At 45.3% G+C, this 17,347-nt stretch carries 10 protein-coding genes; all 10 read left to right on the plus strand.

The annotated features are described in order from the left end of the window. Nucleotides 1-41: 41 nt before the first annotated feature. On the plus strand, nucleotides 42-1,622 hold the full coding sequence (locus tag B050_RS0114205; protein ID WP_157492814.1) for a sulfatase: 1,581 nt from the start codon (nucleotides 42-44) through the stop codon (nucleotides 1,620-1,622). Nucleotides 1,623-1,734: 112 nt separating this feature from the next. Continuing rightward, entirely contained in the window at nucleotides 1,735-2,853 is a 1,119-nt protein-coding gene (locus tag B050_RS0114210) for a family 20 glycosylhydrolase (RefSeq protein WP_018474601.1), read from the plus strand. Between the two features lie 211 nt (nucleotides 2,854-3,064). Then, nucleotides 3,065-4,537: an alpha-L-fucosidase gene (locus B050_RS0114215; protein ID WP_018474602.1), complete on the plus strand. Its 1,473-nt coding sequence runs from the start codon at nucleotides 3,065-3,067 to the stop codon at nucleotides 4,535-4,537. A gap of 92 nt (nucleotides 4,538-4,629) precedes the next feature. After that, nucleotides 4,630-5,277 carry an SDR family oxidoreductase gene (locus tag B050_RS0114220; protein ID WP_018474603.1) on the plus strand — a complete coding sequence of 216 codons (648 nt, stop codon included), beginning with the start codon at nucleotides 4,630-4,632 and terminating at the stop codon, nucleotides 5,275-5,277. Between the two features lie 559 nt (nucleotides 5,278-5,836). Continuing rightward, nucleotides 5,837-8,149 carry a PSD1 and planctomycete cytochrome C domain-containing protein gene (locus B050_RS0114225; RefSeq protein WP_018474604.1) on the plus strand — a complete coding sequence of 771 codons (2,313 nt, stop codon included), beginning with the start codon at nucleotides 5,837-5,839 and terminating at the stop codon, nucleotides 8,147-8,149. Between the two features lies 1 nt (nucleotide 8,150). After that, a complete protein-coding gene (locus B050_RS0114230; protein ID WP_018474605.1) occupies nucleotides 8,151-9,602 on the plus strand; it encodes a DUF1501 domain-containing protein in 1,452 nt (483 codons plus the stop codon). 62 nt (nucleotides 9,603-9,664) lie between these two features. After that, the gene (locus B050_RS0114235) at nucleotides 9,665-11,788 is read left to right on the plus strand and encodes a c-type cytochrome domain-containing protein (protein ID WP_169336262.1); all 2,124 of its coding nucleotides are present in this window, start codon (nucleotides 9,665-9,667) and stop codon (nucleotides 11,786-11,788) included. Between the two features lie 76 nt (nucleotides 11,789-11,864). Further along, nucleotides 11,865-12,449 carry an RNA polymerase sigma factor gene (locus B050_RS0114240; protein WP_018474607.1) on the plus strand — a complete coding sequence of 195 codons (585 nt, stop codon included), beginning with the start codon at nucleotides 11,865-11,867 and terminating at the stop codon, nucleotides 12,447-12,449. Between the two features lie 265 nt (nucleotides 12,450-12,714). Next, nucleotides 12,715-13,716: a FecR family protein gene (locus B050_RS22940; protein WP_018474608.1), complete on the plus strand. Its 1,002-nt coding sequence runs from the start codon at nucleotides 12,715-12,717 to the stop codon at nucleotides 13,714-13,716. Between the two features lie 205 nt (nucleotides 13,717-13,921). Continuing rightward, the gene (locus tag B050_RS0114250; RefSeq protein ID WP_018474609.1) at nucleotides 13,922-17,344 is read left to right on the plus strand and encodes a TonB-dependent receptor; all 3,423 of its coding nucleotides are present in this window, start codon (nucleotides 13,922-13,924) and stop codon (nucleotides 17,342-17,344) included. Nucleotides 17,345-17,347: the final 3 nt, after the last annotated feature.

Here is a 17,347-nt window from a genome sequence, read left to right on the forward strand (position 1 = left end):
GTGTGCAATTCATATTATTTGCCAAAACTTCCATTATCCCTATGTTAAGAGTATTAAGTACCCGAAATTTAAGTATACTTTTTGTTTCATTTGGTCTGTTGATTTCTTTTGAGATGCAGGCTCAGGAGCGGCCAAACATTGTTTTTATCCTCGTGGATGACCTTGGGTATCATGATTTGAGCTGCACAGGGAGTGAATTTTATGAAACCCCCAATATTGACAAGTTATCCCAAAATTCCTTTCGGTTTACTAATGGCTATGCGAGTAGCCGGGTTTGCAGCCCCAGTCGAGCGGGGATTATGACCGGAACCAGCCCTGTCATTCATGGCATCACGGACTGGATAGGAGCCCCAGAGGGAGAGGCTTGGAGGAAGCATGGCAGGCATACTCGTCTATTGCCACCTACTTATACGCACTCCTTACCTTTTGATCTTGAGACTTTGCCGGAGGCAATGAAAAAAGAAGGCTACGAGACATTTTTCGCTGGCAAATGGCATTTGGGAGGAGAGGGATCCTATCCTGAGGATCATGGTTTTGATATCAATATCGGGGGCTACGAATCAGGCTCTCCAAGAGGAGGCTATTTTGCCCCATATGATAACCCAAAGATGAGCCAGGGCCCGGATGGAGAGAATTTGAGTCTGCGCTTAGGTGCTGAAACGGCGAAATATATCAATGAAGATCATGAGCAGCCATTCTTTGCGATGCTATCCTTCTATGCGGTCCATGGCCCCATACAGACGACCGAAGATCTATGGAGCAAATATAGAAATAAAGCCCTGGCCGCAGGCACTGCTGATCATGGGTATGAAATGGAAAGACGTATGCCCATTCGTGTGGTGCAGGACAATCCAGTGTATGCAGGTCTGATGGAGACGATGGATCAGGCCGTAGGCTTGGTGATGGAGGCACTAGAGCAGGCTGGCCTCGCGGATAATACCATTGTGGTATTTACCTCGGACCATGGCGGTGTGGCTTCTGGGGATAATTTTTCTACCTCTAATCTGCCGCTGCGTGGTGGCAAAGGCTACCAGTGGGAGGGAGGACTTCGAGTACCATTCTTCATTAAAGTGCCCAATCAAAATGGCGTTGAGCTATCTCAAATAGCAAGTAATATTGATTTTATGCCCACCCTTATTGATATGGCTGGGGGCGATCCCACCGCCAATTCCAAGGTGGAGGGCATCAGCCTGGTCCCTTCCATGATCAAGGGCCAAGAAAGCCCAAGGACACTTTTTTGGCATTATCCACATTATGGAAACCAAGGAGGCGATCCTTCCTCGATAGTACGCTCTGGCAAATGGAAGATGATCTATTATTGGGAAAATAATGAGGCCAGCCTTTATGACCTGGAGCAAGATCCTATGGAGCAAACGGACATTTCGGCCTTTTATCCGGAGGAAGTGTTGAGTCTAAGTGCCTCCCTTTTTGACTATTTGATGGACAATAATGCGAGGTATCCAGTGCAAGACCCTGAGTATAGCGCTGAGGAGGAAGCAAAAGTGTTGCTACGCCTTCAAACCAACAAAAGAGAGGATCTGGAAAAGCAAAGACTTCAGATGTTTGATGAAAACTGGCAGCCTAATTCCGACTGGTGGCAGAGTAAAGTGACTAGGGATTAAGAACTTTCTGATCGGACAATTAAAAAAAAACAGGAGGCTGAACAGGCCTCCTTCTTTTATCTTATCTTATAATTTTATCCATAATTATCATTTATAATAAACCCATTTTAGCATGTTGAAACGTATTCTGATTTGTTTCCTGATTCTATGTCAAAGCCAAATGGTAATGGCAGCGGATCCCTTGCCGGTGAAGGCATTTGCGATCAAAGCCCCCAATTCTAAAGAGCTGAACCAGTTTATTCAATTTATGGATGAGGAGATGGCGCCACGAGGAATCAATACGCTGATCTTGCGGGTGGATTACACCTATGAATACCAAAGCCACCCTGAGCTCATCGGGAATAATCCTCTTTCTCATGCTCAGGTAAAGCAGCTAGTGGAGGCGGGAAAGAGAAACCAGATTAGGCTCATTCCTCAGATCAACCTGCTGGGGCATCAGTCATGGCATACCCAATCTGAAAAGCTGCTGGAGGTCTATCCTGAGTTTGATGAAACACCACATATTAAACTTCCTGATACCTATGAATGGCCCAATGAAGATGGTTTATATTGCAAAAGTTACTGCCCTCTGCATCCTGAAGTTCATGGAGTAGTATTTGACCTGGTGGATGAGATTTGCGAGGTGTTTGAAGCAGATGCTTTTCATGCTGGGATGGACGAGGTTTTCTATATCGGGGATGATAACTGCCCTAGATGTGCAGGAAGGGATAAGGCGGAGCTTTTTGCTAATGAGGTGAACAAAATCCAAGGGCATTTGGCGCTGAATGATAGGGAATTGTGGATTTGGGGGGACCGACTGCTCGACGGACAGGCCACAGGCATGGGGATGTGGGAGGCAAGTATGAATAATACCCACCGCGCCATTGACCTGATTTCGAAAGAGGTGGTGATCGGTGACTGGCATTATGAAAGACCCGATCAGTCGGCCGTGTATTTTGCGATGAAGGGCTTTAGAGTCCTTACCTGCAACTGGCGTCGGCCAGAGGTATCCACTCAGCAAGTGGAGGATATGTTCCGATTTAGAGCTGCGGCTACCCCAGAGATGAAACCTCGATTTTATGGAATCATGCAGACTGTCTGGTCCAGTGCCGGCGCTTTTATGGAGGGATTTTATGACCATAAGCCCGATAGTGATGGGGGAGATCAGACAGCCTGGAATACCTTTCGTGTTATGTTTGAGCGAATAGAAACCCTCGAAAATCAAGCGAAGACAGTCTCACAAGCAAAATAGGGCATTTCTTATATTCCTCCTATTCCTCCACCATTCTCTTGCCGACGGCTGGGATTGTGGAGGCTATTTCATTAGTCCGGATAGGGAAGTGTCCATTATAAAGGATTAGTTAAAAATAAATATGAATTGCCTTTGGAGGCTTATCGATTAGCTTATTTATTAGAATAACCCTACAAGCTGTATTGCACAGTAATTAACCCATATATCAATAATGAAGATCAAATATATTGCCCTTGCATTTACCCTATTACTGGCTTATAGCCAGATGGCTACGGCACAAAAGTACGAGGCTGACTGGGCCTCGCTGGACCAACGACCCATTCCTGGCTGGTTTGAGGATGCCAAGTTTGGGATATTTATTCATTGGGGGCCTTATTCTGTCCCTGCATGGTCGCCGAAGGGAACCTATTCGGAATGGTATCAGTATTGGCTGCAGAGCAAAAGCTTATTTGGCAATGGTGACTTCAAGGGAGATGAGGTCTATGAATACCATAAGAAAACGTACGGGGATGATTTTACCTATTATGACTTCGGACCGGAGTTTACCGCAGATTTATTTGATCCGGAAGCTTGGGCGAGCCTGTTTGAGAAGGCAGGAGCCAAGTATATTGTACTTACATCCAAGCATCATGATGGATTTACCCTTTGGCCCAATGAGCAAGCCAATGACCGTGGCTTTGCCTGGAACAGCATGGAGGTGGGCGCCAAGCGTGACTTGGTAGGCGAGCTGACTCAGGCGGTCCGACAGACGGAGGTCAAGATGGGGCTTTATTATTCCTTATATGAATGGTATCATCCGCTATGGTTGAGCGATAAGGATAAATTTGTCGATCAGCATTATTTGCCACAAGTTAAGGACTTGGTGCAGCGCTACCAGCCCGATATACTCTGGACCGATGGAGAGTGGGAAATAGAGGATACCCAATGGAGAAGTGAGGAATTTTTGGCCTGGTTATATAATGAGTCTGCCGCCAAGGATTATATTCTGGTGAATGACCGCTGGGGCAAGGGGCTCAGGCAAAAGCATGGTGGCTATTATACCACCGAGTATGAGGCTGGGAAGGTATTTGATAAGCCTTGGGAAGAATGCCGGGGTATGGGATTTTCCTTTGGGTACAATCAAAATGAGGATGCCTGGGATTATAATTCCACACAGGCATTGCTACTGATGCTAATCGATATTGTAAGTAATGGTGGAAACTTATTACTGGATATAGGTCCGGATCATAGGGGGAATATCCCGCCCATCATGCAGGAGAGATTGATGGAGATGGGAGAGTGGCTGGCTAAGAATGGAGAAGCTATTTATGGGACCAGACCGTGGAAGCAGTCTGTGCAGTGGTCTGAGGGAGATCGCACGATCGATCACTCAGGGAGCTATTTGGGAGGGGACTATATCCTCAAACAAACCGTGGATAAGCAGGATGGAAAAGCAGTGAAGGAAGTGTTTTTTACTCAAAATGACAAGTCGGTTTTTGCGATTATTCCGGATGGATCAAAGCAGGAACTAGTTTTGAAGGGGCTGAAAGCTGATAAGAGAACGACCGTTCGTCATCTCGGTTCAGGAAAAACCCTAACCTACAAGCAAAAAGGAGATGACCTACATATTATGGTGCCTGAAGAGGTTCTTCTCGGTAGTAAGATGAATTTACCTTATAGTATCAAACTTCAAAATGTTCAGTAATTAAGGGGATTGCTTCAACAAAACCTTCTTTTGGCATGTTATGTGTTTAAAATTGTCTGAAAACTAAACCATAACCATAAAAATTTAACAAAATGAAGAATGTTTTGATTGTTGGAGCACATGGCCAGATTGGACAGTTTGTAGTTCAGAAACTGCAAGACCAAGAGGATTTTTCCCCAATAGCGATGGTAAGAAAAGAAGACCAGCTCAAGGAGTTTAAAGAGAATAAGGTGGAAGCAGTGATGGGAAACCTTGAAGATTCTGTGGACGATTTGGCCAAGGTATTCAAAGGTAGCGATGCGGTGGTATTTACCGCCGGTTCAGGTGGGAGTACTGGCCCGGAAAAGACTGTTGCTATTGACCTTGATGGAGCGATTAAGAGTATAGATGCGGCCGAAAAAGCAGGAGTAAAGCGCTTTGTGATGGTCAGCGCCATGCTTACAGATGATAGAGACCAGTGGCCGGAGGAGATGAAGACCTATTATATCGCCAAGTACTATGCTGACCGGGCACTGAAGAATAGTAAACTTGATTATACCATCATTCGACCAGGGATGCTGGAGAATGAAGCGCCAAAAGGTAAAGTTTCTGTAGGAGATAAGCCTAAGGCCAAGTCGGTGCCGAGAGAAGATGTGGCCGAAGTCATTGTGGAAGTGTTGGCTCAGAATAATACCATCCATAAGACCTTTGACCTGGTGTCTGGAGAAGAGGAAGTGAAGGAGGCAATCAAGAATATATAAACAAGACCCTAAGTTTTTAATTGATATTTTAAACATATCAGAAGATAAACCCAGCAGGAGACCTATTAGCCTAGGCCTCCTGTTTCTTTTTTTAACTCAATTATTCTTCCTTAGCCTCCCGTCTCTTAGTTGGCGTTAATAGGTGTTTTCTGACAATAATAGATGATATTTACCTTACTGCAAACTGTTCTTTTTCGGAGGATTGAGCCTTGGCAAACTAATAAATGAACTTCCTTCTCTTCTCTTCACATGAAGGATGTTGTGCCCATGAGATTGGATCCAATTTAACGGAGGGATTTGAGGATGGAGGAGTCATAGTTTAATAGATTAGCTGTTAAAATGGCCAACCTTTGGGGGTGAATAATGGGTGGAAGGATAGCGTATAAATTACTTATATTTCGAGTCGAAATAGGCCAAATGGACGTTTTTGAAGTAAATCGATACAGCAAACGAATGTTTGCGTAAATAATATTTTTGCAGATACTTGTTTTATTAGTCGAATTTTTTGTGAATTGCATCTTATTTGGCTAAATTGCTTCAAACCCAAAAATTCCCCTAGATGATTCAACGCCTCAAAGTACTCTCCTTGGTGGGAATGGCTATTTTGCTAATTTCCTCTTGTGGAGAAAATTCCTCCAATGAATCCTCGACTCAGCTAAAGTCGGGAGATCAGGTCAGCTATAATTTTCATATTAGGCCAATTTTATCAGACAAATGTTTTGCCTGTCATGGACCTGATGCGAATAAGCGTGAAGCTGGCTTACGACTGGACACCGAAGAAGGAGCTTATGCTGCTCTTAAGGACAGCCCTTCAGACCATGTCATCGTTCCTGGAGATCCAAAGAAGTCTATTGCTTACCAAAAAATCGTGTCAGAGGATCCTGCTGAGCAGATGCCTCCCCCAGCTTCCAATCTTAAGTTGAGCGCTGAGGAAATAGCCACTATCGAGCAGTGGATCAAGCAGGGTGCAAAATATGAGCCTCACTGGGCTTTTGTAGCGCCACAGAAGGCCGCCCTTCCCGAGCAAACCTCCTGGGAAAAAAATGAAATAGACCGATTTACCCTTGCCAGAATGGAGGCAGAAGGCTTATCCCCATCAGAGGAGGCCGAATCTTCCGCCTTGGTTAAGAGGTTGGCGCTAGACATTACTGGGCTTCCTCCAGCACCGGAATTGGTGGAGAAATACAGCGATATGGATGAGGTGGCTTATGAGGACCTTGTCGATGAGCTTTTAGCCTCACCTGCTTTTGGGGAAAAGCTGGCGGTGCTCTGGATGGATATCTCCAGGTATTCGGATAGCTATGGCTACCAGGATGATGAATACCGTACCCAGTGGCCTTACCGCGATTGGGTCATTCATGCCTTTAATAATAATATGCCCTATGATCAGTTTATCACCTGGCAGCTGGCAGGTGATTTATTACCTAATCCTACCAAGGAGCAGATATTAGCCACGGCATTCAATAGAAATCATAAATATACTGAGGAGGGTGGCGTGATCCATGAGGAGTATAGGGTGGAATATGTCTTAGACAAGACCAATACCTTCTCCAAAGGCATACTTGGGATCACCATGGAATGTGCTCAGTGTCATGATCATAAATATGACCCATTCTCGCAGGAAAATTATTTTCAGCTTTATGCATTTTTTAATAATACTCCGGAGAAGGGCTTTGAAGGAGATGTCTCCCGAAGTAAGCCTGCCAAGACGCCAATATTATGGATAGAGCAGGAAGACTTTAACCCTGAGGGCGTGTTAAGCTACCTGAATCATAAAGATACCACCACCATCATGGTGTCGGTGATGGAGGAGCTGGATACCCTTCGCCAAACGTACCTTCTGGAGCGTGGCGTCTATGATGCCCCAGGAAAGAAGGTGAGCCCCAATACGCCGGAATCAGTGATGGCTTTCAGAGAGGATTTACCCAAAAACCGCCTTGGGCTTGCTCAGTGGGCTACGGACGCAGAGAACCCCCTGACCTCAAGGGTATTTGTCAATTTACTGTGGCAGGAGACCTTCGGCCAGGGAATTGTAGGAAGCGCTGGCGATTTTGGGATGCAGGGGGATTTACCCACTCACCCACAGCTGCTGGATTGGTTGGCCGTGGACTTCAGAGAAAACGGCTGGGATATCAAGCGACTCTTAAAACAGATTTACCTTTCTGCTACCTACCGCCAAAGTTCAGAGGTGACCGAGGAAAAAATGGCTAAAGACCCTGCAAACTTATATCTCGCCCGGGCGCCACGACTGCGGATGACCGCTGAGAATATCCAAGATTTAATCATCGCGAGCAGCGGACTGATCAATCCTGAAATCGGAGGGCCAAGCATTAAGCCTTACCAACCGGATGGATTATGGGAATCTGCCACTTCTGGAAGAGGAAGTCTTGCCAAGTATGTGCAGGATACTGAGGAGAAATTATACCGTAGAGGACTATACCATTTCATTAAGCTTACGGTTCCCCCTCCGAAGATGATCATCTTTGATGCGAGTAATCGTGATCGATGTGAGGTGACGCGCGGCAGGACAAATACCCCGCTGCAAGCGCTGGTCATGCTTAATGATCCATTTATATTGGAAGCAGCCAGCAAATTGGCACTTCTTTCTTCCAATGAGTCAGCGGAAGAAGGGATAGAAAATGTGTTTAAGAAAATTGTGTGTCGTGCAGCTACAGAGGAAGAGATGGAAGTCCTGACGGAATATTATCAGGAAGAAAAGACAAGATTCGACAAAGATCCGGAGAAGATAATGCTGAGCATGAAAGTCGCCGGAAAACAGCTGGAAGCCGCAGAGCTCGATGCACATACCGCAGCACTCACTCAGGTGATTGTCGCACTATATAATTTGGAAGAAACGATTACGAAAATTTGATATGGAAAAGGAAATATTAGAGCATGGGCTGAATAAAAATCGGCGTAAATTTCTCTCACGAGCAAGTTTGGGCCTTGGAGGCATGGCTTTAGGATCCTTGCTGATTCCTGACCTGTTTTCGGGTAGCTCTTCGGAGGAGGAACTGATGGCTGCATTGCCTCATTTTGCTCCCAAGGCAAAAAGGGTGATCTACCTCTTCCAAAATGGTGCTCCTAGCCAGTTGGAATCGTTTGACTATAAACCTATGCTGAATAAACGCATAGGTGAAGACCTGCCGGAAAGCATTCGAAAGGGCCAACGATTGACAGGAATGACCGCCGGACAGAGCACCTTCCCTTTGGTAGGCTCCTATTTTGATTTTCAGCAATATGGTGAATCCCGGGCATGGATAAGTTCGCTATTTCCGCATACCGCCAAAATAGTCGATGATATCTGTATCGTGAAGTCCATGCATACCGAAGCGATTAATCATGACCCCGCGCTTACCTTCTTTCAGACCGGAGCTCAGGTGGGCAATCGTCCCAGCATGGGTTCTTGGCTGAGCTATGGGCTGGGCAGTGAAAATAACAATCTGCCAGCCTTCTGCGTGCTTCTTAGCCGTGGTAAAGGTAATGGCCAGGGGGTATATTCAAAATTATGGTCTAATGGATTCCTGGATGCCGTCCATCAAGGGGTGCAGTTCTCCAATTCCGAAGACCCAGTTCTATATCTTGGAGATCCTGAGGGGCTCAAGAGAGACGATCGAAGGAGGATGCTGGACAAGATCGCCACCCTCAACCATATGTCTTATGAGAAATTTGGTGATCCTGAAATCCAGGCTAAAATCCAACAATATGAGATGGCCTTTAGGATGCAAACCGCCGTGCCAGAGGTGACGGATGTATCCAATGAGCCAGATAGCATCATCAAAATGTATGGTCCCGACTGCCTAGTCCCTGGAACCTATGCGGCCAATTGTCTCCTGGCCAGGAAGCTATCGGAAAGTGGAGTGCGCTTTGTACAGCTGTATCATCAAGGCTGGGATCAGCATGGTAATCTACCCATAGAGATGGCCGGCCAGGCCAAGGATGTGGATCAAGCTTCTGCTGCTTTGATTTCTGATCTGAAACAACGAGGCTTATTGGATGAAACATTAGTGATTTGGGGCGGGGAATTTGGCCGTACCAATTATTGTCAAGGCAAGATGTCGGTGGATAATTATGGCCGGGATCACCACCCCAGAGCATTCTCCGTCTGGATGGCCGGCGGCGGCGTGAAATCAGGGATGGTCTATGGCGAAACGGACGAATTTGGCTATAATATCGTCAAAGATCCTATGCATGTGCATGATTTTCAGGCTACCATGCTCCATTTGATGGGCATAGACCATGAAAAACTAACCTATAAACACCTCGGAAGAAGGTATAGATTGACGGATGTCCATGGTGCTGTGATCAAAAGTGTCCTGGTATAAGGCGCCCATGCCCATAATTCTTTTCCCTATTTCTGCTAGTTGAAAGTATATATATGAATAATATGAATAAATGGATCAGTGGCTTAGAAAACCTGTTGATCGTTTTTGCAGGATTGCTATTGATTTTTATTATTGGCGGCCAAGGCTTGGTAGTTCCTGCAGTGCTTCAGGTTTTGGGCCGAAGTCATCCCTTGCTGCTGCATTTTCCTATAGTACTCTTATTGCTGGCCATTATTTTTGTACTTATTCCCGGGATTCTCCCGGAAAATAACCAGAAGCAGTTTACCCGTATATTCTTATTAATAGCTGCTTTCTTTGCCGGGATCACCGTGCTGAGTGGATGGATGCTAAGCATGGAAGAAGGCTATGAGGGGAACGACCTGGAAATCCATAAATGGCTGGGAGTGGCGGTATTTGTAGCTACTTTATTATTGTATTTCTTACGCAATATCAGTGGATACAGCCCTAAAATTATTGCTTCAGCATTGGCTATTACGCTATTGGCTGCAGGACATTGGGGTGCTAACCTGACACATGGCAGTGATTTCCTCATGGAGCCGCTGAATGCTGGCCAGCAGGACCAGGTTCCTCTGGAGGAAGCCCTAGTATTTGATCATGTGGTGAAGCCTATTTTGGATAAGAAATGTGTCAACTGTCACCAAGCCAGCAAAAGTAAGGGAGATCTGCGCTTGGATGAAATAAATTTTATCCAAGCGGGTGGAAAATCAGGCGCCTTATTTGACAGCGCTGCATGGCAGCAATCTCTATTAGTGGAGCGTCTTGATCTTCCCATGGACGAAAAAAAGCATATGCCGCCCAAGGGCAAGGTGCAGCTTACACAGGATGAGCTTGCCATCCTCAAACTATGGGTGGAAGATGGAGCCCCGGTGGAAGGGAAACTCGCCACCATGGAGGCCGAAAGTCCCTGGCATACCCTCGCCGCATCTTTGTTCACTGAAACTACTACCTATGACTTTGAGCCTGCGGATGAGGAGCTCATCGAATCCCTAAATAATTATTATCGAAGGGTAAGACCTCTGTATCCAGGTTCTCCAGCCTTGGAAGTGAATTACTATGGAACTGCCGCCTTTGCCCCTGCATCTCTAGCTGAGCTCAATAAGGTAAGGCATCAGGTGGTCAGTGTCAATATGGCTCGCATGCCCTTGGCGGAGGTAGGCCTTGATTGGCTGGATGGCTTTGATAAAATTGAAGAGTTGAATTTGAATTTTACAGGAGTAAGTGTGGAGCAATTGGCGGCTATCGCCAAACTGCCTAACCTTCAGCGGCTGATGCTAGCAGGTAACACACTTTCTGCCGAGATTATTCCTACTTTAGAGACTATGGGCCAGCTGGATTTTGTGAGTCTGTGGCAAACGGGATTGGACGCTGGGGATTTTGAGGAAAGTAAGCTCAAATCCAATCAGGTGGTAATCGAATGGGGATTCCTGGGTGGAGGGGAAACCTATCAGCTCAATGCCCCACAGGTGAAGTATGATCATGTGCTATTTGACAAAACCGAAAAAGTAACCCTCAAACACCCAATTGGGACTGTAAAGATAAAATATACCCTAGATGGAAATGCCCCTGATAGCCTTAATGGTAATTGGTATACTGAGCCTATCACTGTCGATCAAACCTGTGAGCTGCAGGCGGTGGCTTATGCGGATGGATGGGAAGCAAGCTTACCCCAGACCGTAAGCTTCTATAGGAAATCTGATGAAACTGTCAGGATGAACCTAAACACGAGCCCTTCTGGTAATTACCAAGGCAAAGGAACCGAAACCTTAATGGATGGAGAAAAGGGAGATGTGAATTATGCCTCCGGAGCTTGGCTTGGGTTTAAGGACCAACCCTTGGATCTGGAAATCACACCTTCCGGTGAGGAGCTGTCACTATTGGCGATAAGCATGATGTACCATGAGGAAGCGCATATTTTCCCTCCTAAAAGGATCACCATCCAAGGTCAAAAAGCAGGCTCTAGCCAGTGGACAGACCTGGCTCAGGAAACTTTTGATGTTCCCAGCTCATCACAGCCCAACAGGTTGGTGCAACTACGGTATGAACTCCCAAAAGGTAGGTATGAAAAATTAAGATTGAAGGTGTTTCCTGTGACGAATGTTCCTGCCTGGCATAGGGGAGCAGGAGATAAGGCCTGGGTATTTGTAGATGAAGTATTGGTGAATTAGTTTTTCTAATCCTTTTAATATTTATGCTAAAGCCGTTTATTGTATTTATAAATAACTAGAATCTAAACGTGAAAGCATGGGGCTTTCGAATTTGACATACACTCAGGAGCTTTTATCAGCGGTCGCTTTAGGGAATGAAGCTGCATTTAAATGTTTGTTTTCAGACTATCATTTAAAGGTATATCAGTATGCTAATTCACTTCTGAAGGATCCAGACCTAGCAGAGGATATGGTGCAGGAGGTGTTTATAGGCCTCTGGCAGGAAAGAATTCGCCTGACGAAAATTGATAATTTCGATGGGTATTTATTTACGATTGTCAAAAGAAAGTCCATCGATTATATTAGAAAGATAAATTCAAACCATAGACTCAAAGAAAAAATCATCCATCAATACTGCTCTATAAGTCATCCAGACTTTGAATTTGAAGAAAAGGGCTTTTTAAATAACTTGAAGGAAGTGCTTTCTCCTCAGCAAAAAATAATTTTTGAATTAAGTAGAGAACAAGGACTTAGCTATGAGGAAATAGCAGAACATATGAATATCTCCAAAAATACAGTGAGAAATCATATGGTAAAGGCCTTAGAAAATCTGAGGAATGTCCTCGATAAACCCCTGATTTTACTGTTTTTATTGATTTTAGCGACCCTTCGTGATTGGTAGATTGTGGGCTATACTGCGTGTATTAGCTTTAAGATCAGCTATTCCCATACCATGGTTTTCCCTGGGTGTTCGGAGGTATAGGAGGATATTTCTATCTTATCTACTAACTTCTGAGTTTTAAAACAACAGCAATTATCACCTTAGATTTTTAGATTTCTATGCCTAGGGGATTTTATTACGAAATAAATAGCTGATTTTTTTCACCTGCACTAGTCCTATTGCCTGCTTAGGTTCGACATACCTATATAAAAGCAAGACGAAGACATTGGACCAGGAACAACTAATTAAGGATTTATTCCACAAATATTCTGAAGGAAAGGCCACAAAGGCAGAAGCAAGGCAGCTTTTTGACTTATTGGAGCAATTGGATACGAAGCCAGAGGCTTATGGTCATTTGCTGGAGGACCTGTGGAGCAGGACAAAGAATTCAGGGAAAACTTCCTACCAGGAGGAGGATCTTTTTGCACGAATTCAGGAAAAGAAAAATTCTCTATCCGTATATCGGCCAAAGCCACAAAACAAGTTCAGAAGACTGTTGCCTTGGGCGGCAGTGCTTGTGCTGGGTGGCCTGGCCATGGCTTATTGGCTGGGCGGAAATCACAATTCTCCTGAGGCTGAAAATTGGCTAAGTCAATCTGCGGGGCTCGGAGAGGTGCAGGAGATAGAGCTGCCTGATGGATCAAAAGTGTGGCTCAATGCGGGGACCAGCATTTCTTACCCTGAGAGTTTTCATAATCGAACAGTGAGGCTAGAAGGCGAGGCATTTTTTGAGGTGCTTAGAAATGAAGAGAGCCCCTTCAGTGTATGGACAGGCAAGGTAAGCACCCAGGTTTTGGGGACCTCTTTCAATGTGCGATCGTATAGGCAGGATCCAAAAGTGAAGGTGACCGTGAGTACGGGAAAAGTAGCTGTGGCCATGGAGGAGCGTGAGCCGGTATATATCACCAAAAACCAACAAGTATCTATGGATGTCTCCTCAGGTGAGCTCGAGCGAGCCACCGTAAATGCCACCGCCCTGAGTGCTTGGAAGAACGGTTGGCTTGTTTTTGAAGGAGTGAGCTTGGAGGAAGCCGCTTGGATTTTGGAAAATTTCTATGGAATGGAAGTGGAGTTTAAGCATGACCAAATCAAAACTTGTCGCTTTACTTCAAAATTCAAAGCCAATGAATCCCTGGATCATGTACTTGATGTGCTGGGGCGGGTCACAGGAGCTGATTTTATCATTGTCAATCAAACAATCATAATCGATGGTACCCTTTGCAAATAAGCTAACCTATGATGAAAATCAGTACTAGGGAATGGGCGAGTGATCGTACCAAAAAAATAAACAAGCATTCCTATTGATGCCAATAATATAGAAGGGGAAGAAAGGTCTTCGTAAAAAGCAAGCTGCATTTCCACCCATGTGGTATTCATTAAGGAAAATGATTTTATAAGCTAATAATTAACATAAATAAATAAACTCAAAAAAAATGAAACAGATTTTACAAGAACCATTGGCTTGGGGTCCCCCAAGGAAAAGAGAGCCCGGCTTTCAGCCAAACCAAATTTGGAAGAAAGTAATCATTTTATTCCTGCTAATAAGCCCATTTACAGCCTATGTGCAGGCGTACACGAATGATCTTCTTCCTCAGCTGAATAAGGTGTATATAACCCTCGGTCTACAGGACCAATCGCTGGAGGAAGCACTTCAGAAAATAGAAGGGGAGACGCCTTATACGTTTTCCTATCGCTCTGCACATATAGCGAAATATGCTAGTCTTAGCCTGAGCGAAGAAAAGCGAACCTTGGAAAATACGCTTGAGATCCTACTTGGAGAAACAGACCTGACTTACGAAAGAGTAAAAAACAGCATCGTGATCCTTCCGCGTGGGGAGCAGGTAAATCCTGAGGTGAAAGCGGCGCTTGTTTCTGAAGCTATAATCGAAAAAAAGGTATCAGGACAGGTTACCTCGGAAGCGGAGCCCATGGGAATCCCAGGGGTAAACGTTCGGGTGGAAGGTACCACCAAAGGCACCGTGACCGATATTGACGGCAAGTACAGCTTGACCGTTCCGGATGATGCCACTGTTTTGGAGTTTTCCTTTGTGGGATATAAAACCGTGAAAATCACAGTGGGCAATCAGTCCACTGTGAATATTGAAATGGAAGAGCTCCTCAGCGGGCTTAATGAGGTCGTGGTAGTGGGCTATGGTGTCCAAAAGAAAAGCGACCTTACCGGATCTGTGGTTTCCTTAACCGAGGAGAATTTTACCCAAGGGGCAAATTCCAATGCCCTTCAGCTGCTGAATGGCCGTGCAGCAGGGGTGAGCATCAGCCAGCCGAACTCCGCTCCTGGCGCCCAAACCAAAATACAAATTCGTGGAGCAGGATCTATCAATGGAGACAATTCAGCATTGATCGTGGTGGATGGACTTCCGGGAATCAATCCTGCAGACCTTTCACCTGATGATATCGCCTCCATAGAGGTGCTGAAGGATGCTTCCTCTGCGGCGATTTATGGTACTCGCGCCGCAAACGGCGTGGTCCTAATCACCACCAAGACGGGTAAGAAGGGTGATCCGGTATTGAAATATAATACCTATTATGGAATACAATCGGTGGCGAAGCGCGTGGATGTCCTCAATGGCCGAGAGTATATGGAGACCCTGAATGGCATTAGGGCCGATGGTGGCGGTCAGCCCATCTATACAGATGAGGAAGTGGCCCAGATGGGTGCTGGTACCAACTGGCAGGATGTGATTTTTAACCAAAATGCACCAGTCCAAAATCACCAGATCAGTATGTCTGGTGGCTCAGACAAAAGCACCTATTATGCCGGTTTGAACTACTTCAATCAGGATGGCTTAGTGAAAAATTCTAATTTCAAAAAGCTTAACCTGCGTGCCAATATGGACTTTAAACCTAAGGAGTTTTTGAGGTTTAAGTTCAATGTTAATTACACCCGCTCGGTACAAAATTCTATTCTATTTTCTAATGCAGCAAATGAAAGTGCAGGACCGATCAATTCTGCGATCCAATTTGACCCTACCTTGCCTTCAGGCTTGAATTCGGATGGTCGGTATTATTTGAATAGCTTCATTGCTTTGGATAATCCTGAGGCGCTAATAAATGGAGTGAGTCAGGAGAATTTGGATAGTCGATTTTATGGTACCTTCACCACGGAATTTGAGCCTATCAAGGGTCTCATCGGCTCTGTGCGATTGGGAGGTACAAATGCCACGGGGATGACCTCTAATTACCGGGACCGAAATACCATCAATGGCCTAAGTAATGGAGGGATTGGCTCCAGAGAGGCTTCGGATTATACCCAGTGGCTTGCTGAATTTTTGGTAAAATACGATAAGGAATTTAATAAGGACCATCACCTGAATGTCTTGGTAGGGTCCACCTTTGAGGAATTCCTTACGGTGGGGGTGGATGCTAGTAGCAGAGGCTTCCTGTCAGATGTGACCAATGCGGATTTGCTGCAAAGTGGTGATGGCGATGAGGGAGACAATGTCCAGAGCTCGCGCTCAAGAAATAGACTTAACGGTTTTCTTGGTCGGGTCAATTATGACCTTAAAGGACGCTATCTTTTCACGGCTTCCATCCGTGCAGATGGGACTTCACGTTTTTCGGATACTAATAAGTTTGCAGTGTTCCCTTCAGGAGCTTTTGCATGGAGAATCTCTGACGAGCCCTTTTTCCAGGGCTTGACCAATACCTTTAGCACCGCCAAAGTAAGATTGGGTTATGGGCAATTAGGAAATCAGGGAGTGCCTAATTTTAGTACTATTCAGACGCTAATAGCTGGAGGATCAGCAGTCTTTGGAGATGCTATCTACCAAGGAGTGGTCCCTGCCAGGCTTCCTAACCCGAACTTAAAATGGGAGACTACTGAGGAAATTAACTTAGGTTTGGATTTCGGATTTGCCGGAGATAGGGTAAACGGCTCCCTGGATTTTTATGTGCGGAATACCAGAGATCAGATTTTCAGCAAACCTATTCCTGCAGTGGTGGGCTTTTCCAATATTTTGGTCAACTTCGGATCCGCTCGTAATTCAGGGATAGATTTTATGCTGAATTCAGTGAATATTGATCAGGATAAATTCAAATGGAATTCCACCTTGAATTTCTCGGTTCTGAAGAATGAAGTGACCGCATTACCTGACTTTATCCCTGAAATCGTATCCGGACAGATCGGTACCTTTATTAGTAATTATCTGTTGGTACGGGAAGGGGTGGCAATGCGCTCATTCTATGGCTACGAAACGGAAGGGATCTTCCAGTTGGATGACGATATAGCGGATTCCTCTCAGCCTGATGCCAAGCCCGGTCATATCAAGTTTAAGGATCAAAACCAGGATGGCGTCATCGACCTAAATGACCGCGTGGTATTGGGAGATCCATTTCCGGATTTCTCTCTAGGTTTCAGCAATTCCTTTACCTATAAACACTTTACCCTGGATATATTCCTGCAGTGGATCAATGGGATTCAGACCTTGGATGCGAATGTTACCGAATCGCTGTATCCCACCAATGAGTACAGAAACCGTATTGCGGAATACCTGATCAACCGTTGGACTCCTGAGAATCCCACCAATGAGTACCCAAGTGGGGTAAACCCTACCGCTTATGGAGGAGATTATATTATCAATTCCATGACGGTCAAGGATGCTTCCTATATTAGGCTAAAGACAATCACCCTAGGCTATGACTTCCCGCTGAATGGCAGCAAGATTTTCCGCAATATAAATGCCTATGCGGCGGTGGATAATCTATTTACCATCACGGATTTTGAGGGCTTTGATCCGGATGCCAGCGCAACAGGCACTGGAAGTGTCTCCAAGGTCAATTATAACAGTTATCCACTCAGCAGGACCCTAAGATTTGGGCTGAATGTTACATTCTAAAAT

The sequence above is a fragment of the Echinicola pacifica DSM 19836 genome, assembly GCF_000373245.1.
In the GTDB taxonomy this organism is placed as follows: domain Bacteria; phylum Bacteroidota; class Bacteroidia; order Cytophagales; family Cyclobacteriaceae; genus Echinicola; species Echinicola pacifica.

Bases quoted from the DNA above. Each gene is read 5' to 3' on its own strand.
- B050_RS0114205 (WP_157492814.1), top strand. From the start codon at position 42: ATGTTAAGAGTATTAAGTACCCGAAATTTAAGTATACTTTTTGTTTCA.
- B050_RS0114210 (WP_018474601.1), top strand. From the start codon at position 1,735: ATGTTGAAACGTATTCTGATTTGTTTCCTGATTCTATGTCAAAGCCAA.
- B050_RS0114215 (WP_018474602.1), top strand. From the start codon at position 3,065: ATGAAGATCAAATATATTGCCCTTGCATTTACCCTATTACTGGCTTAT.
- B050_RS0114220 (WP_018474603.1), top strand. From the start codon at position 4,630: ATGAAGAATGTTTTGATTGTTGGAGCACATGGCCAGATTGGACAGTTT.
- B050_RS0114225 (WP_018474604.1), top strand. From the start codon at position 5,837: ATGATTCAACGCCTCAAAGTACTCTCCTTGGTGGGAATGGCTATTTTG.
- B050_RS0114230 (WP_018474605.1), top strand. From the start codon at position 8,151: ATGGAAAAGGAAATATTAGAGCATGGGCTGAATAAAAATCGGCGTAAA.
- B050_RS0114235 (WP_169336262.1), top strand. From the start codon at position 9,665: ATGAATAAATGGATCAGTGGCTTAGAAAACCTGTTGATCGTTTTTGCA.
- B050_RS0114240 (WP_018474607.1), top strand. From the start codon at position 11,865: ATGGGGCTTTCGAATTTGACATACACTCAGGAGCTTTTATCAGCGGTC.
- B050_RS0114250 (WP_018474609.1), top strand. From the start codon at position 13,922: ATGAAACAGATTTTACAAGAACCATTGGCTTGGGGTCCCCCAAGGAAA.